The sequence below is a fragment of the Sphingomonas sp. CROZ-RG-20F-R02-07 genome (genome assembly GCF_022662335.1).
Lineage (GTDB): Bacteria > Pseudomonadota > Alphaproteobacteria > Sphingomonadales > Sphingomonadaceae > Sphingomonas.
Window position 1 is genome coordinate 1 of the sequence record NZ_JAKNQJ010000005.1, and the last position, 16,756, is coordinate 16,756.

At 69.8% G+C, this 16,756-nt stretch carries 12 protein-coding genes; 9 read left to right on the plus strand and 3 right to left on the minus strand.

Annotated elements, in window-relative coordinates:
* The 9 genes from L8H00_RS09520 to L8H00_RS09560 all read left to right on the plus strand — a co-directional run.
* Positions 1-1,015, plus strand: a 1,015-nt coding sequence (locus L8H00_RS09520) for a YDG domain-containing protein (RefSeq protein WP_242097076.1), incomplete at its 5' end; no start/stop codon positions are given.
* An 8-nt stretch (positions 1,016-1,023) separates the two neighbouring features.
* Positions 1,024-3,573 carry a CHAT domain-containing tetratricopeptide repeat protein gene (locus L8H00_RS09525; RefSeq protein ID WP_242097077.1) on the plus strand — a complete coding sequence of 850 codons (2,550 nt, stop codon included), beginning with the start codon at positions 1,024-1,026 and terminating at the stop codon, positions 3,571-3,573.
* A gap of 25 nt (positions 3,574-3,598) precedes the next feature.
* Positions 3,599-4,369 (plus strand): hypothetical protein, encoded by a 771-nt coding sequence (locus L8H00_RS09530; RefSeq protein ID WP_242097078.1) that lies wholly within the window; start codon positions 3,599-3,601, stop codon positions 4,367-4,369.
* On the plus strand, positions 4,366-6,309 hold the full coding sequence (locus tag L8H00_RS09535) for a CHASE2 domain-containing protein (RefSeq protein WP_242097079.1): 1,944 nt from the start codon (positions 4,366-4,368) through the stop codon (positions 6,307-6,309). The genes L8H00_RS09530 and L8H00_RS09535 overlap by 4 nt, the downstream gene beginning before the upstream one ends.
* Positions 6,309-8,009, plus strand: coding sequence for a POTRA domain-containing protein (locus L8H00_RS09540; RefSeq protein ID WP_242097080.1), 1,701 nt, complete (start codon positions 6,309-6,311; stop codon positions 8,007-8,009). The genes L8H00_RS09535 and L8H00_RS09540 overlap by 1 nt, the downstream gene beginning before the upstream one ends.
* Positions 8,010-8,025: 16 nt before the next feature.
* Positions 8,026-8,874, plus strand: a complete 849-nt coding sequence (locus L8H00_RS09545) for a phosphodiesterase (protein ID WP_242097081.1) — start codon at positions 8,026-8,028, stop codon at positions 8,872-8,874.
* Between the two features lie 3 nt (positions 8,875-8,877).
* A complete protein-coding gene (locus tag L8H00_RS09550) occupies positions 8,878-9,318 on the plus strand; it encodes a hypothetical protein (RefSeq protein ID WP_242097082.1) in 441 nt (146 codons plus the stop codon).
* Positions 9,315-11,609 carry an adenylate/guanylate cyclase domain-containing protein gene (locus tag L8H00_RS09555; RefSeq protein ID WP_242097083.1) on the plus strand — a complete coding sequence of 765 codons (2,295 nt, stop codon included), beginning with the start codon at positions 9,315-9,317 and terminating at the stop codon, positions 11,607-11,609. The genes L8H00_RS09550 and L8H00_RS09555 overlap by 4 nt, the downstream gene beginning before the upstream one ends.
* A 94-nt stretch (positions 11,610-11,703) precedes the next feature.
* The gene (locus L8H00_RS09560; RefSeq protein WP_277924362.1) at positions 11,704-12,900 is read left to right on the plus strand and encodes a DUF2252 family protein; all 1,197 of its coding nucleotides are present in this window, start codon (positions 11,704-11,706) and stop codon (positions 12,898-12,900) included.
* A gap of 135 nt (positions 12,901-13,035) precedes the next feature.
* Here the strand turns inward: L8H00_RS09560 and L8H00_RS09565 are convergent, their stop codons facing one another.
* From L8H00_RS09565 to L8H00_RS09575, 3 genes are read right to left on the minus strand one after another with little or no spacing between them, the layout of a single operon-like run.
* A complete protein-coding gene (locus tag L8H00_RS09565) occupies positions 13,036-13,608 on the minus strand; it encodes an ABC-type transport auxiliary lipoprotein family protein (RefSeq protein WP_242097084.1) in 573 nt (190 codons plus the stop codon).
* Positions 13,605-15,248: an MlaD family protein gene (locus tag L8H00_RS09570; protein WP_242097085.1), complete on the minus strand. Its 1,644-nt coding sequence runs from the start codon at positions 15,246-15,248 to the stop codon at positions 13,605-13,607. Before L8H00_RS09570 ends, L8H00_RS09565 begins: the two co-directional genes overlap by 4 nt.
* Positions 15,245-16,378: a paraquat-inducible protein A gene (locus L8H00_RS09575; RefSeq protein WP_242097086.1), complete on the minus strand. Its 1,134-nt coding sequence runs from the start codon at positions 16,376-16,378 to the stop codon at positions 15,245-15,247. Before L8H00_RS09575 ends, L8H00_RS09570 begins: the two co-directional genes overlap by 4 nt.
* Positions 16,379-16,756 lie beyond the last annotated feature (378 nt).

The following is a 16,756-nucleotide window of genomic DNA, read 5'->3' on the forward strand; positions in this document are numbered from 1 at the left end:
TACCAGCGCGAGCGCGGCGATCGGCAGCATCGCGGCGAAGGCGCTGACGGCCTCGCTGACGGGTGGCGTGGCGAAGATTTATGACGGCACGACGGCGGCGACGCTGGCGGGTGGCAACTACACGCTCGCCGGTGCGGTGACCGGCGACGCCGTCGCCCTGAACAATCCCATCAGCGGCAGCTACGACACCAAGAATGTCGGCACCGCGAAAACCGTGAGCGTCGGCAACCTGGCGCTGACCGGGAGCGACGCGGCCAACTACACCGTCAACGCAGACGCGAGCGCGGCGATCGGCAGCATCGCGGCGAAGGCGCTGACGGCGTCGCTCACCGGCATCGTCACGCGCACCGCGAATGGGGGCACGGCGGCGACGCTGTCGGCCGACAATTTCGTGCTCGCCGGGTTCGTGCCGGGCGAGGGGGCGAGCGTGACGCAGACGGCGGGCGTCTATGCCTCGCCGGGCGCGGGCACGGCGATCATGGTGTCGACGACGCTCGCCGAGGGCGATTTCGCGGCGAACGGGGGCACGGCGCTGGCGAATTATGTGCTGCCGCTCGGCGCGCTGTCCGGCACGGTCGGCACGATCAACCCGCAGATCATCGTGACGATCGCGGCGCAGCCCGTGCTGTCGGTCACCTCGGTGCCGGTACCGACCACGCCCGCGCCGGCCGAAGCGGCACCCGCACCCGCGCCGGCCCCGGCGGCGGCACCCGCCGCGGCGGTGGCCACGGTCGCCGCGCTGCCGATCGCCGCCGGGCTCGACCGGTCGCCGCCTTCGCCGGTCGCCGCGCAGAAGCCCCCGACGCCCGTCGATACGGCGGATGCGGGCGATCCGATCCTGGCGAGCGTCGAGCAGCCCTCGGGCGAGAAGCCCGCGAGCCACGGCACGCCCCAGAAGACGGTGACCACGCCGATCGCGGGCGGCCTGCTCGCCGAGCAGCGCACGCTGCCGTCGCGCGGCAGCACGGTGCCGGGTGTGGACGAGGCGTTCTCGGGCGGCGGCGCGTCGTTCTGATGGGGCTGGTGTCGATCCTGCTCGCGGGCGCGTTCGCCGCGGCCGCGCCGGTGCCCCAAACCGCGCCCGCGCCTGCGCCGCCCCCAGCCGCCGCCACGCAGACCCCGGCCGCGCGGCTCGCTGCGGCGCTGCGCGCGGGGCGGACCGCCAACGCGCTCGGCAAATATGCCGATGCCGAGGCCGCGTTCCGCGAGGCGCTGGAGCTCCAGACCGGCGCGGCGAAGGCCGGGGACGAGGCGGTGGGCGCGACCCTGCTCGATCTGGCACTGAACGTCAGCAACCAGTCGCGCGGCGAGGAGGCGGCGGCGCTGTTCCGCCGCGCCGAGCCGCTGCTCCAGGCCTCCGCCAGTTCGCGGCTGCGCGCGCGGCTCGCCACCTATCAGGCGATCGACGGCGCCAATCGCGGCGATTACGCGGCCGGGCTCGCCTTTGCGCGCCGCGCCGCCGAGCAATGGGGCGCGCTCGTCGCCGCGCATGATTCGCAGGGCGTGACCGCGGACGGGGCGGGGCTGACGACCGGGGGCGGCAGCGGCGAGGCGGATCGCGGCGAATTCGCCAACATCCTCAACCTGCAGGCGCGGCTGGAGCTGCGCGCGGGCAACGTCCTGCCCGCCTACGCGGCCGCCAGCCAGTCGCTGCTGATCCTCAACACGCTGACTGCCGCGCCGCGCTGGTGGAAGGCGGATGCGCTCGTGGCGCTCGGCGAGGTGAGCGTGGCGCAGAACCGCCTGTCTGCCGCCGAAGCCTATTTCAACGCCGCAATCGCGATCCGCCGCCAGGTGTTCGGCGACGGCGCGCCCACGCTTCAGGTAATGGCGAGCCTCGGCCGCGCCTACCAGCAGGAGGGCATGAACAGCTCGGCGATCGTCACCTATCGCCAGGTCTTTGCGCTCGCTGCCAAACTGCCTTCCACCGCAGGCGTATTCACCGCCGACATGCTGGTGCCCTTCGCCACCGCCGTCGTCGCGACCGCGGCGACGCTGCCAGACGCCAAGGCCAGGCGCGGCCTCTATGCCGAGGCGTTCGACGCGTTCCAGCTCGTCCAGTCGCCGCTGGTGGACCAGACCATCGCGCAGGCCGCGGCGCGGCTGTCGACCGACGATCCCCGGATCGGCGCGCTGATCGGCGACCTACAGGATCGCCAGCGCGAGGCGGACCAGGCGCATGTGAAGCTCGCATACCAGCAATCTTTGCCCGACAACGAGCGCGGCAGCGTGGCCGAGGAGGCGCTGAAGGCGCAGATCGCCGCGGCGATGGCGGCGGTGGCGGCGGACCGCAAGACGCTTGCCACCGAATTTCCCAATTACGAGCGGCTCGCTGCGCCCGCGTCGCTGTCGCTCGACCGGCTGCGCGGCACGCTGCGCGCGGGCGAGGGGCTGGTGGCGTTCCTGATCGGGCGCGATCAGTCCTTCGCCGAACTGGTGACGCGCGACGGCGTGACGATCGCCGCGGTGCCGAGCGGTGTGGCGGCGCTGCGCGAGACGGTGACGGCGCTGCGCCGCCCGCTGGAGATCCAGGGCGGGGCGATCGGCGAATTCGATCTCGCCGCGGCGAACCAGCTTCACGACACGCTGCTCGGCGGGCTGGCACCGGCGATGACCGGGCTCGACCATCTGGTGGTGGTGTCGGCCGGCCCGCTGTCGAACCTGCCGTTCGGCCTGCTGGTGGAAAAGCCCGTGACAGCGGGCGATTATGCCGGCGCGGCCTGGCTCGTGCGGCGTCGGACGCTTGCCTATACGCCCTCGCTTCAGGCCTTCGGGCAATTGCGCACCGCAGCGCGCAAACAGGCGCCGACCCGGCCGATGCTCGGCTTCGGCGCGCCGTCGCTCGACGGCCATGTGGGCGCGAAGGCGGAGGCGGGCGCGATGGCGCTGATCGCGGGCACCTGCCGGCAGGGCGGGCCGATGCCGCCCGCGCTGCTGCTGGCGCTGGCGCCGCTGCCTGACACCGCCACCGAACTCGCGACCGTGGGGCGGACGCTCGGCGCGCCGGGCGACGCACTGTTCCTGGGCGCGAACGCCACCGAGGCGAAGCTGCGCCAGCAGCGGCTGGACGAATACCGCGTGCTGTATTTCGCCACGCACGGGCTGCTGCCGGGCGAGCTGAAATGCCAGGCGGAGCCGGGCCTCGTCCTCACCCCGCCGGCCACCCCGACCAGCAAGGCCAATGACGGGCTGCTCGAATCGAGCGAGATCGCCAGCCTGCGGCTCAACGCCGATCTCGTCGTGCTGTCGGCCTGCAACACTGCGGCGGGCGACAACCGCTTTGGTGGTGGCGAGGCGCTGTCGGGGCTGGCCGAGGCGTTCTTCCACGCGGGCGCGCGCAACATGGTGGTCAGCCACTGGCAGGTGCCGTCGGCCGCGACGACCGCGCTGATGGCACGGATGTTCACCGGGTGGAGCAAGGGCGGCGCGGACGTGGGCGACGCGCTGCGCCAGGCGCAGCTTGCGCTGATCGGCGATGCCAAGACCGCGCACCCGTTCTTCTGGGCGGCGTTTGTGGCGATGGGCGACGGGATGGGGCGGCCCGCGACCGCCGCGACGGTGGCGGCACGCTGATGGGGGGACAGACATGGGGGGCATGATGCGCAGGGCGCTGGCCGGGGGGCTGGCGCTGGCGACGGTGGCGACGATGATGGGGGTGGCGACGCCCGCCGGGGCGACGACGCTGATCGTGATCGACGCGCGCGGCGGCGGGCTGAAGCCGGGTCAGAAGATCGACAGCGCGAAGCCGATCGTGCTGAAGGAAGGCGAGCGGGTCACCGTGATCGGCCCCGACGGCAAGGCGATCACGCTGAAGGGCAAGTTCGCCGGGCCGCCGCTCGCGCATGCCGGCCCCGCCGCCGATCCGCGCTCGGCCTTGGCCGCGCTGATCTCGACGCGCAGCGCGCGGACGAGCTCGGTCGGTGTGGTGCGCGGCGGCAGCGACGCCGCGCCCTTGCCCGATCCCTGGCTGATCGACGCCTCGCGCTCGGGCGAGCGTTGCCTGAAGGCGGGTGACAAGCTGGTCTGGTGGCGCCCCGTGAAGACGAGCGCGGCGGAATTTACCCTCTTCCCGATCGACCGGTCTTGGCGCGCCGATTTCGCGTGGAAGCCGGGGCAGGACCGGATGGGCATGCCGTCGCTCGGCAAGATCGAGGGGCAGACGATGTTCGTGCTGCGTGCCGATCAGCAGGACCGGGTGATCGACGTGAACGTGATCCCCGCGGGCATCGATAGCGACGTCGTGCTCGCATCGTGGATGCTCGAAAAGGGCTGCACGCAACAGGCCGACGCGCTGCTCCGCCAGCTCCAGCAGGCGCAGGCGACGACCGCCGCGCCCGCCATTCCCGACCAGAATCAGGTGCGCCGATGACCAAGCAAATCCGCACGCTCCTGACGCTCGGCGGCGTCGCCGCGATCGCGACGCTCTTCGCGGTGCTCGCGGTCCACTATCTGACCTTTCTCGGTAGCCTCGAGAACATCGCGCGCGACGTGCGCATCGCGGGCTATTCCAAGCCGATGCCGCAATCGAAGGACATCGTGATCGCCGCGATCGACGAGAGCACGGTCGCGCAATTCCCCTATCGCTCGCCGGTCGATCGCGCCTTTCTCGCCACGCTCGTCAAGCAGCTCGAGGCGAAGGGCGCGCGCGAGGTCGGCATCGACGTGCTGTTCGACCAGCCGACCGAGCCTGCCAAGGACGCCGAACTGGCGCGCACGCTGCGCGAAGCCAAGGTGCCGCTGTTCGTCAGCTACACCAATTCGGGCAACATCGTGGACGAGGACCAGCTCAAATATCTGAACGCCTTCGTGCCGAAGAACCTGCGCGCGGGCGCGAACTTGGCGACCGATCCGTTCGATGACAGCGTCCGCTGGATCTTCCCCGGCGAAACCAATCCCGGCATGCCGATGGGCTTTGTGAGGAAGGCGCTGGCAGTGCTGGGGATCAAGACGCCGCGCGACCAGGTCGAGATCGCGTGGCGGCCGAACCAGGATGCGGAAACGCCCGCTTTCCCGCAATTTCCCGCGCAGACCGTTGGCTTCCTTCCGGACGACTGGATCAAGGGCAAGATCGTGCTGATCGGTGCGGTTCAGTCTATCACCGACCGCCACCGTACGCCGCTCGCGATCGTGGACGAGGGCGATCGCGGTAACATGCCCGGAATCATCGTCCAGGCGCACGGCATCTCCCAATATCTGGAAGGCCGCACCGCGAGCCGGCTCGGTATTCCGGCCGTGGCTGCCGTCACCCTGATCTTCGCACTGATTGGCGTGGGGCTCGGGCTCCTGAAGCGTGGTCCCGCGATCAAGTTCGGGATCGGCAGCGTGGTGGTCGTGCTCTACTGGCTGGGCGCGATCCTGGGCTATGCCAAGGGCGTGCCGCTGGTGCCGCTCGTTGCGCCCACGCTGGCGTTCGCGGTGGCGCTGTGGCTGACCGACGTCGTGATCGGCCGCGCCGAGCGCAAGCAGCGCCAGTTCATCCAGGGCGCCTTCTCGCGCTACGTCTCGCCGGCGGTGGTGAGCCAGCTCGCCGCCGATCCCGAATCGCTCAGCATCTCGGGCACGAAGCGCGAGGTGACGTTCATCTTCACCGACATCGCGGGCTTCACCACCCTGTCCGAGGGGCTCACGTCCGAGAAACTGTCCGAGGTGCTGAACGACTATCTCGACGGCGCGTGCGCGATCATCCTCAAATACGAGGGCACGATCGACAAGTTCATCGGCGATGCGATCATGTCGATCTTCAACGCGCCGATCGCGCAGCCCGATCATGCCGAGCGTGCGGTGAAATGCGCGCTGGAGCTGGACGCCTATGCGGAAAGCTTCCGCAAGGCGCAGAATGCGGTCGGCGTGCCGATCGGGGTGACGCGGATCGGGATCCACACCGGCCATGCGACGGTCGGCAATTTCGGTTCCTCGTCGCGGATGGACTTCACCGCGCTCGGCGACACGGTGAACACCGCCGCGCGGACGGAGGGCGTGAACAAATATTTCGGCACGCGGATCTGCGTGACCGAGGAGACGGTGGCGCAATGCCCCAACCTGGCCTTCCGCCGGATCGGCGACGTGGTGCTGAAGGGCAAGACCAAGCCCGTCGGCCTGTTCCAGCCGGTTTCGGCGGCCGAGGCGGCCTCCGGGCTGGTGCCGGCCTATGACGCCGCGCTGGCCAAGCTGTCGGCGGGCGCGCCCGATGCGGTGGCAGCGTTCGATTCGCTCGACGCCACCTGGCCCGGCGATCCGATCGTCGCCTATCACCGCGCGCGCTTCGCCAAGGGCACGACGTCCTCGCTGATCGTGCTCGAGGACAAATAATGCGGTTCGGGGGGAAGGCCGCGTTCGGTGCGGCGGTGATATGGGGCGTGCCGGGAACGCTGGCGGCGCAGCAGGCGGCCCCGCCGCCGCAGACGCCGCCCGCGCTGCCGAGCCAGAGCGACATCTCGCGCGCGCGTGTCGGCCTGCCGCCGCCCGAGACGCCGGGCTTCGACCTTCGCATCCAGGCGCCGGAGAAATCGGCGGTGCCGAAAGCGGTGGATTCGATCGATTTCCACCTCAGCCGCATCGTCGTGGAGGGCGCGACCGCCTATCCGCATGGCGAGGCGGAGGCATATTTCGCCAAGCTTGTCGGCGCGCCGACCGATCTCGAGGCGGTGCGCAATGCCGCCGCCGCGCTCGAGGCGCATTATCATGCCGAGGGCTATTTCCTGACGCGCGTGTTCGTGCCGCCGCAGCGCGTGGTGGACGGCACGCTCACCGTGCGCGTCGTGGAGGGCTATCTCGACGCGGTGCAGGTCGAGGGAATGGATGCGGGCAGCCGCCGCGCGGTCCATGCGATCCTCGCGCCGCTGATCGGCAAGACCCCGCTCGACCTGCCGGCGGTCGAGCGGCGGCTGCTCATCCTGAACGACCTGCCGGGGATCAGCGCGAGCGGCGTGCTGAAGCCGGGCGGCACGTTCGGCGCGTCCACGCTCGTCGTCACGCTCGTGCGCCCGCGCAACGGCTATCAGGCGAGCGTCAGCAACACCAATTCGCGGCTGCTGGGCCCGTGGGTCTATGCGCTCAACGCCAATCTCAACCGGCCGATCGGCATACCCGGCGCGCTAAGCCTGGGCGTCAGCGCGAGCGGCCCGGGCTTCGCGCTCTCGCAGAGCGGCAGCGCGCGCTATTCGGTGAAGCTCGGCAATCGCGGGCTCATCGCGAGCGTCGGCGTGATCGTCGCGCGCGCCGAGCCCGGCGCCTCGCTCGCGCCGCTCGACATCCGCAACGACCTGCTCTCGGTAAGCGCAAGGATGCGCTATCCGCTGATCCGCAGCCGCGCGCAGTCGCTGTTCCTCGAAGCCGGGCTGTCGGTGAACCGGTCCACCACCGATATCCTCGGCCAGCAGCTCGTCAACGACCACACCACCGATGGCGACATCGCGCTGCTCTACCAGCAGAATGGCTGGCTGAACGGATCGACCTCGGTCACGCTCGATCTCTATCACGGGCTGCCGATCTTCGGCGCCTCGCCCGCCGATACGCCGCTGCCGTCGGTGAAGGACTTCAACCCCGATTTCGCGCGGCTCACCTATGCAGTGCAGCGGCTCCAGCGGCTGCCGCACCGGTTCAGCGCGCTGATCGCGGTGCAGGGCCAATATGCCAATTCGAAGCTGCTGACGGGCGAACTCGTCGCGTTCGGCGGCCCGGCGATCGGGCGCGGCTACGATCCCTCGACGATCACCGGCGACCGCGGCTTCGGCGGGCTGGGCGAGATCCGCTACGACCTGCCCGTCGGCAAGCCATGGCTGGCGAGCGCGCAGCCCTATGCCTTTCTCGACGGCGCGCAGGCGACCAGCCTGGCGTCGCAGGGCGTGCCCGAGACCGTGCAGTCGCTGCGCTCGGGCGGGATCGGGGTGCGGCTCTACGAGCGGTTCGGCACGATCGACCTTCAGGGCGCCAAGGCGTTCCGCCGGTTTCCCGGCGCGGACGAACGCCCCGATCCGCGCGTGCTCGTCACGCTGACGCTGTTTCATTGAGCCGGGAAAGACGCCCATGCTGATCGCGCAGATCACCGACCTGCATCTGGGCTTCGATCCAGGCAATCCCGACGAGGACAACCAGCGCCGCCTGGAGGCGGTGGTCGCGCGGCTGCGCGACGGGCCGAACCGCCCGGACCTGTTGCTGGCGACCGGCGACCTGGTCGATCGCGGCGCGCCCGAAAGCTATGCGCGGGTGAAGGCGGCGCTGGGCGCGCTGCCCTTCCCGGTGCATTACACGCTCGGCAACCACGACGATCGCACCAACTTCGCCGCGGCGTTTCCCGAGACCCCGATGCCGGACGGCTTTGCGCAATATGTGCTCGAGCGCGACGGGCTGCGCCTGGTGGTGCTCGACACGCTCGAGCCCGGCCGCCACGGCGGCGGCTTTTGCGAAACGCGCGCGGCGTGGCTGGCCGAGCGGCTGGCGGAGGATCGCACCACGCCCACCGTGATCGTGATGCACCATCCGCCGTTCGAGGCCGGGATCGCCTGGATGAACACGCATCCCGACGAACCCTGGGTGAAGCGCTTCGCCGATGCGCTCGCGGGCCACGATCAGGTCTTCGCGATCTGGTGCGGCCATATCCACCGCGCCATCGTGGCGCCGTGGAGGGGCAAGACGGTGACGATCTGCCCCTCCAGCTCCGCCGAACTGACGCTGGTGCTCGACGAGATCGATCCCGAACGGCCCGACGGCCGCTCGATGGTGATCGACGGGCCGCCGGGGCTTGCCTGGCACCGCTGGACGAAGCACGGCCTCGTCACGCTGTTCGACACCGTGGAGAGCCACGACGTGCTCGCCAGCTATACCGAGCGGATGCAGCCGCTGGTGCGCCATCTCGCGCACGAACGGCCGCACTGAGCGATGGACGATGCGACGTCCGCCGAGCGGATGGGCCAGCTCACCGACCTGCGCGCGGTGAACCAGCAATTGCAGGCGACGATCGATGCGCTGCGCGTGCAGATGGAGCAGGTCCGCCACGATGCCGACGACCGCGTCGTGCGCGCGCAGGCGGTGATGGCGGACGAGGTCTCGCAGCTGAAGGCCGCGGTGCAGGCGATGCGCGACCGCGCGGATGCGCAGGCGGCCGAGCATGCCAGCGCGATCCAGGCGGTGCGCGCGGGCGGCAGCGCGGAGACGCGGCAGTTGCAGGCGACGATCGACCAGCTTCGCCGCGAGCTGGAAGCGCAGAAGGCGAGCGGCGAACGCGCGCTGGACGACCGGCACGCCGAATATGAGCGCGAGCGCCAGACGCTCCAGCACCAGGTACAGGCGCTGCGCCTCGAATTGGAGAAGCGTGCATGACGACCATCGCCCCCCGCCGTGCGCCGGCGCGCGCGAAGCCGTCGAACACGGTCGCGCTGCGCCGCGCCAACGTCCTGCTCGAAGTGGCGCGGCGTTGCGCGCAGACCTCCAGCCTCGACGGCATCCTCCAGGTGCTGGTCGAGCTGACCTCGCGCGAGCTGGATTGCGATCGCGGCACGCTGTTCCTGAACGATCCGTCGAGCGGCGAGCTGTTCAGCCGCGTCGCGCAAGGGGGGCTGTCGCGCGAGATCCGCATTCTCAATTCCACCGGCATCGCCGGCGCGGTGTTCCAGTCGGGCGAGGCGCTGGTGATCGCCGACGCCTATGCCGACCCGCGTTTCAACTCCTCGGTCGACGAACGTACCGGCTACCGCACCAAGAGCGTGATCTGCGTTCCCGTCTGCACCATGTCCGACGAGGTGATCGGTGTGATGCAGAGCCTCAACAAGCGCGACGAGGCGGGTTTCACCGAGGAGGATCTGACGCTCCTCCAGGAAATGACGCGCCAGGCCGCGGTCGCGCTGCAGAGCCTGCAATATATCGAGCAGATCGAGCAGATCCGGCTGAAGGAGATGCAGTTCCTCGAGCTCGTCTCCGACATCAATTCGGAATTCGACCTTTCGGCCCTGCTCCAGCGTGTGGTGGCCGAGACGTGCAAGATGCTCGGCTCCGAACGCGCCACGATCTTTCTCCACGATCCCGCCACCGGCACGCTGTTCAGCCGGGTGGCGAGCGGCGGCGAGATCGCCGAGATTCGTCTGCCGAGCACGGCGGGGATCGCCGGATCGGTGTTCACCTCCGCCGAGAGCATGAACATCCCCTATGCCTATGCCGATCTGCGCTTCAACCCGGGATTCGACCGGCAGACGGGGTTCTTCACGCGCTCCATCCTGTGCGTGCCGATCCTCAACAAGGAAAACCGCGTCATCGGCGTGACTCAGGTGCTGAACAAGAAGGGCGGCGTCTTCACCGACGAGGACGAGCAGCGGCTGAAGGCGTTCACCGCGCAGGTCGCGATCGCGCTCGAAAACTCGAAGCTGTTCGACGATGTGCGCCGCGTGAAGAACTACAATGACTCGATGCTGTCGAGCATGTCGAACGGCGTCGTCACGCTCGATCCGGCGCTCAAGATCGTGACGAGCAACGCGGCGGCGAACCGCATCTGGGAGGGCGCCCCGCCGCTCGTCGGTGCCAGCCTCAAGGATCTGCTGGGCGAGGACAGCCTGTGGGTGATCGACAAGATCGCCAGCGTCCAGGCGGCGCACGCAAGCGACCTGCTGCCCGATGCCGCGGTGACGCTGGGCGGCGTCGCCAAATCGGTGAACCTGACGATCAGCCCGCTCGTGTCGGAGGACAGCGACAAGGAGCTGGGATCGATGCTGATGTTCGAGGACATCAGCTCGGAAAAGCGCATGAAGTCGACCATGTCACGCTACATGGATCCGGTGATCGCCGCGCAGATGCTGGACGGCGACGGCGCGCTCGATCTGCTCGGCGGGGTGAGCGCGGAGGCGACGATCATGTTCTCCGACGTGCGCGGATTCACCACCATCACCGAGGAATATGGCGCGCAGGGGACGGTGTCGTTCCTCAACGAATATTTCAGCCTGATGGTCGACTGCATCACCCGCGAAGGGGGGATGCTCGACAAGTTCATCGGCGATGCGATCATGGCGTGTTTCGGCCTGCCGGTGGCGCATGACGACGATCCCGACCGGGCGCTGCGCGCCGGCATAGCGATGATCGCCGATCTCTGGACGTGGAACGGCCAGCGCCGCGCCAAGGGGCTGAAGACGGTGGACATGGGGCTGGGGCTCAACACCGACACCGTCGTCTCGGGCAATATTGGCAGCCCCAAGCGGATGGATTATACGGTGATCGGCGACGGCGTGAACCTCGCCAGCCGCCTCGAAAGCGCCTGCAAGGCCTATTCCGCGCGCATCCTCGCCAGCGAATCCACCGTGAAGAAGCTGCGCGGCACGTATCGGACGCGCGACATCGATCTGGTGGTGGTGAAAGGGAAGACCGAGCCGGTGCGCGTCTTCGAGGTGCTCGACTATCACGACGCGCAGAGCTTCCCGAACCTGACCGACGTGGTGAACCAGTTCAACGACGGCATCGTGCAATATCGCGCGACGCAGTGGGACAAGGCGATCGAGCGTTTCGAACGCTGCCTCGCGCTCAACCCCGGCGACCGGCTGTCGCAGACCTATATCGATCGCTGCCGCATCCTTCAGGCCAGCCCGCCGGCGGGCGAATGGGACGGCGTGTGGGTGATGAAGGAGAAATGATGTGCTCTATCGCTATGACGCAGGTTAGCCGCGCGCGATTTCGCCTGAACCGATGCGCCGCCCGGCGGTTCGTCGCGGCATGATCGAAGACCGCATGCTCGACCCCATCACCGCCCAGGACCGTATCGCCACGCTGGAATCCGCCCGCACGCTGAAGATGGCGCGATCCGCCCATGCCTATGTGCGCGGGAACACCGTCAAATTCTACGAATGGCTGGCCGCCTCGCCGGTCGCTGGGCGGGTGCCGATGGGCCCGGCGATCTGGATCTGCGGCGATTGCCATCTCGGCAATCTCGGGCCGCTGTCGGACGGGGAGGGGCATGTGGCGGTGCAGATCCGGGATCTCGACCAGACCGTGATCGGCAATCCGGCGCACGACCTGATCCGCCTGGGCCTCTCGCTCGCCACCGCGGCGCGCGGCTCGGACCTGCCCGGCGTCACCACCGCGCGGATGGTCGAGGAAATGGTCGAGGGCTATGCCGGCGCGCTCCGCCGGTCGGACGAGGATGCACCCGAACCCGATGTGGTGCGATCGGTGAAGCGCCGTGCGCTCGGCCGGCGCTGGCGGCATCTCGCGCGCGAACGGATGGGCGCGGCCGAGCCCAGGATTCCGCTCGGGCACAAGTTCTGGGCGCTGGAGGATGCCGAGCGCACGGGGCTGACCGCGCTGTTCGAGGATGCCGGCGTGAAGCGGCAGATCCTGTCGCTCCAGCCCGACAGCGCGGACCGCGACGTGCGGCTGATCGATGCGGCCTATTGGATGAAGGGCTGCAGCTCGCTCGGGCTGCTCCGCTATGCCGCGCTGATCGCGATCAAGGGCGCCAAGGGCCGCGGCGACTATGCGCTGGTCGACATCAAGGAGGCGATCGCCCCCATCGCGCCCGCCGCCCCCGGCGCGGCGATGCCGCGCGATCCCGCCGAGCGCGTGGTGGCGGGTGCGCGCGCGCTGTCGCCCTATCTCGGCGAGCGGATGATCGCCGGGCGGCTGCTCGACCGATCGGTGTTCATCCGCGAACTGGCGCCGCAGGATTTGAAGCTGGAGGTCGAGCAATTCTCGCAAGGCCAGGCGGTGAAGGCGGCGCGCTATCTCGCGCGCGTGGTCGGCAAGGCGCATGCGCGACAGATGGACGAGGCGCAGCGCGGCGCCTGGCGGCATGCGCTGCTCGATCACCGCGGCACGTCGCTCGACGCACCGTCCTGGCTATGGGACGCGGTGGTCGATCTGTCGGGCAGCCACGAGGCTGGATATCTGGAGCATTGCCGGCGTTACGCGCTGGCCAATGCCGCCTGAGGCGTCCTTGGAGGTGATGCCATTATCTTCCTTCGTTCGCCCTGAGCCTGTCGAAGGCCCTGTAACCGCAGAGCGGTTCCCGCCTGCGGGAAGCGTGTTTCGACAGGATCGGCACGAACGGATCGGATAATCGGATCAACCCGGCGTCACCCCGCCCTGGCCCCGGGCCAGCGCCGCCGCGATCGAATCCGCAAGCGCGCCCGTCATCGTCGCCAGCGCGGCGGTCTGTGCGGCGACGTCGCCTTCGCCCGCGGGCGCATCCAGCCGCAGCGCGTGCGGCCGGGCGGCGGGGCCCGCAAGCGACCAGCTCGCCTGCATCACGAAACGGTCGCCGATCCGGCGCAGGTCGAGCACGTCCACGGTGATCCGGCGCAGCCCGGCGGGGGCGGGGGCGTCGGGGAAGACGACGCTGCCGGCCGGCATCCGCGCGACCAGATCCTGCGTCAGCGCGGTGCGGAGCAGGCTGCCGGGCGGCGCGCTCCAGCGATCGAAATCGAGCACCACGATCCGGTCCGCCTCGTCGTGGCGCACCACCTCGAGCCGGTCGATCGCGAGCGGCACGTGCACCGCGGCGATCTGCACGGGAGCCGTGCCGCGGGGGGCCGCGGGTGCCGGCAGGCCGGCGAGCGGCTCGATCGTCCAGTAGCGCGTCGGGCTGCTGCTGCACGCGGCGAGCGCGGGCAGGAGGAGGAGGGGCCAGCGTCTCACTTCGGTTCCTTCTTGCCGCGCAACAGCGCTTCGGGGTGGCGCGAGAGATAGTCGGTCAGCGAGCGGATCGACCGTGCCGCCTCGGTCAACTGGCGGATCGCCGCGGGCAGGTCGGCATCCTGCGCGCCGCCGCCGCCGCCCAGCGTCCGGTTCGCCGCGGCGGCGGCGCCCTGCGCCTCGGTCGCGGTCTGCTGGAGCGACTGAAGCAGCGGCCCGATCTTGGGGCTTGCCTGCTTCAGCGTCGAATCGAGCGTGCCTAGCGCGCCGTCGAGATGCGTCAGGCTGTCGCGCAGTTCGGGCGATCCGGTCAGCGTGCGCAGGTTCGCGGTGACGCCGCGCAGGTTCGCGCCGATCGCCGCGATCGGCAGCTGGTCGACCTTGGTCAGAATGCCGTTCACCTTGGCGAACATGTCGTCGTCGCCCGCCGCCGGTAGCCAGGGCCAGGGCGATCCGGGCCGCAGCCGCCCGGCGCCGCCCGCCTTGGGATCGAGCGTCACCGTATAGGCGCCGATGAACGGTGGCGACTGGGTGAGCTTCGCGCGCAGTCCGCGCGCCACCATCCGCGCGACGATGGCGTCCACCGCGTCGCGCGTAGGGGCGACGTGCAGCCGCGTGCCGTCGATCGCGATCGTGACCGGCGTGCGGATCAGTCCCGTCTCGGGCTCGAAGATCGCCTGCGTCGCGACGACACGCCCGACGGTATAGCCGCGCAGCATCACCGGCGCGCCCGCGAACAGCCCGCCGACATCGCCGCCCAGCGCCACCTGGTACAGGGTTTCGGGGCCGATCGGCGCGGCGGCGGCGGAGCCTGCATCGGGATAGAGCTGGAAGCGCGCATGCGGGGGCGCCGGGCTCTTGTCCGCGGCATCGGCCGGGGTCTCGAAGCTGACGCCGCCCAGCGCCGCGATCGAGGGCGAGGTGAGCCGCGCCTGCAGCCCGCCCGCGGTGCGCGTGATCTGGAAGGCGTTGGCATCCCAGAAATGCGACGAGCGCGTGACGAGCTGGACATAGGGCTCGCGCACGAATGCATCGACCTTGAAGCCCGTCAGCCCCACTGGCCGGATGCCGGCGATGGTGCCGACCGGCACGCCGTGCGTGTAGATCGAGGTGCCGGGCGTGATCGAGACAAGATCGGGCGCGGTCAGCACGAAATGGCGCCCGGGCGTTCCTGCCACGATGACGGGTGCATCGCGCACCGCGACGAAATGCCGTTCGGGCTCGCCGGGCCCGGGTGCGACGCCGATGCTGGGCCCCGCCACCGCCGCGCGCAGCGATGCGATGTTGGTGAAGCTGGGGTTCGCGCCCACCACCCAGAGCCGCGTGCCCGTGCGGAAGAGGCTTTTCTGCGCCGAATCGATCCGCAGCGTCAGCGCGATGTTGCGGTGATCGTCGGCCAGGCGGATGTCGGAGACGCTGCCGATTTCCAGCCCGTTGTAATCGACATGCGTGTCGCCGGTGCGCACGCCTGTTGCGGAGGGCACGATCAGCTCGATCGACACGCCGCGGTTCGTGAGCGCGCGCAGGCCCAGCCAGGCGGCGATCATCAGGGCCGCGATCGGGATCGCCCAGACGAGCCCGGGCCAGCGGCCGCGATGGACCTCGGCTTCGGTGCGCGGGCCGGCGTCGGCGGTGTCGGTCATGCGGTCTGCGGCCTCGGGGAAAGGGTTTGGGGGGCACGCGCATCCCACAACAGGCGCGTGTCGAAGCTATGCGTCGAAAACATCGTCGTGACGACCACCACGAGGAAGGCGGCCATGCCCGGCATCGCCTGCGCATGCGCGATCTGGTCGAACTGCATCAGCGGCACGAAGGTGGCGATCGCCAGCACGTCGACCATCGACCAGCGGCCGATCTCGTGGATGATATGGTGAAGCCGCGTCTTGAGCCGCCGGTGGCGGGTCGATCCCGTATGGACCGACCAGAGCAGCCAGCACATGCCGACGAGCTTCAGCAGCGGGATGGCGAAGCTCGCCACGAACACCAGGGCGGCGAGACCCCAGAGCCCCGCCTCCGCCAGATCGACGATGCCGCCGAACACCGTATAGGGCGACGGATCGGTCAACTGGATCGTCATCGCCATCGGCATCAGGTTGGCGGGCAGGTAGAAGATCAGGCCGGCCGCGACGAGCGCCGTCGTGAGCACCACGCTGTTCGTCTTGCGCGTTTCGAGGCTGGCGCCGCAGCGCGGGCAATCCTGGCCCTCGGCCGATCGCGGCAGCACGCGCGCGCACGCCTCGCATGACAGCGCGGGGCCATCGGGCGCGGGCGCCTCGGGCAGGATCGCGCGCCACACCGCGCGTTCGTCGAGAAAGGCGCGCGTCAGCAGCGCGGTCACCGTCGCCGCCGCCATGAAGATCGCGCCGCCGCCCGTCTTGAGATCGAACAGCGCCCCCAAGCGGCCATAGGCGACATAGATGCCGAGCAGCATGACCTCGGGCATCGCCCACACGCCCAGCGTCTGCGCGACGCGAAACGCCGCGCCCAGCCGGGGCGAGCCGCGCCCGGCGCGCACCATGCCGAGCACGAAGGCGAGCAGCCCGAAGCGAAGTAGCGGCAGGATGCAGACGAAGACGAGCATCGCGATCGCGGGCAGCGGCCAATGCTCCTCCCAGAACAGCCGTACGCCCGAGACGACATGGCTCGCGCGCGAACCGGTCAGCAGTTCCACGCGGTAGAGCGGCATCAGGTTGGCGGGGATGAGGAACACGAAGGTGGCGAGCGCGCAGGCCGCGCCGGCGCCGATGTTCGTGCCCCGCGTCCGCTCCAGCACGCTGCGGCATCGCCGGCAGCGCGCATCCTCGCCGGGGCGAAGGATGGGGACGGTCTGGATCTCGCCGCAACTGGGGCACGCGATTGCCCCTTGTCTTGCGACGGCGCGTGCGTCGGACCTTAGCGGAATATCAGCCACAGGACGATGATGACCGGGATCGGCACGCCCAACAACCACAGCAGACATCCCTTGCCCATAATCCCATGCCTCGTTGCTCACACCGTCCGATCAAACCGTTACGGACCCAGGACGGTTCCGATCCCGGCGCGGTCTTTTCAGGCGCGTAACGGCCCGTACCGAGCGCGACCGCTGCCGATCGATGACGGCACGGTCCGGCATCGCCTATTCGCCTCCGGCCGGGAACGCGCGTGAAGCACG

What these genes read in the sequence shown, in the direction of transcription:
- L8H00_RS09530 (WP_242097078.1), top strand. Translation starts at nt 3,599, where the DNA reads ATGCGCAGGGCGCTGGCCGGGGGGCTGGCGCTGGCGACGGTGGCGACG.
- L8H00_RS09535 (WP_242097079.1), top strand. Translation starts at nt 4,366, where the DNA reads ATGACCAAGCAAATCCGCACGCTCCTGACGCTCGGCGGCGTCGCCGCG.
- L8H00_RS09540 (WP_242097080.1), top strand. Translation starts at nt 6,309, where the DNA reads ATGCGGTTCGGGGGGAAGGCCGCGTTCGGTGCGGCGGTGATATGGGGC.
- L8H00_RS09545 (WP_242097081.1), top strand. Translation starts at nt 8,026, where the DNA reads ATGCTGATCGCGCAGATCACCGACCTGCATCTGGGCTTCGATCCAGGC.
- L8H00_RS09550 (WP_242097082.1), top strand. Translation starts at nt 8,878, where the DNA reads ATGGACGATGCGACGTCCGCCGAGCGGATGGGCCAGCTCACCGACCTG.
- L8H00_RS09555 (WP_242097083.1), top strand. Translation starts at nt 9,315, where the DNA reads ATGACGACCATCGCCCCCCGCCGTGCGCCGGCGCGCGCGAAGCCGTCG.
- L8H00_RS09560 (WP_277924362.1), top strand. Translation starts at nt 11,704, where the DNA reads ATGCTCGACCCCATCACCGCCCAGGACCGTATCGCCACGCTGGAATCC.
- L8H00_RS09570 (WP_242097085.1), bottom strand. Translation starts at nt 15,248, where the DNA reads ATGACCGACACCGCCGACGCCGGCCCGCGCACCGAAGCCGAGGTCCAT.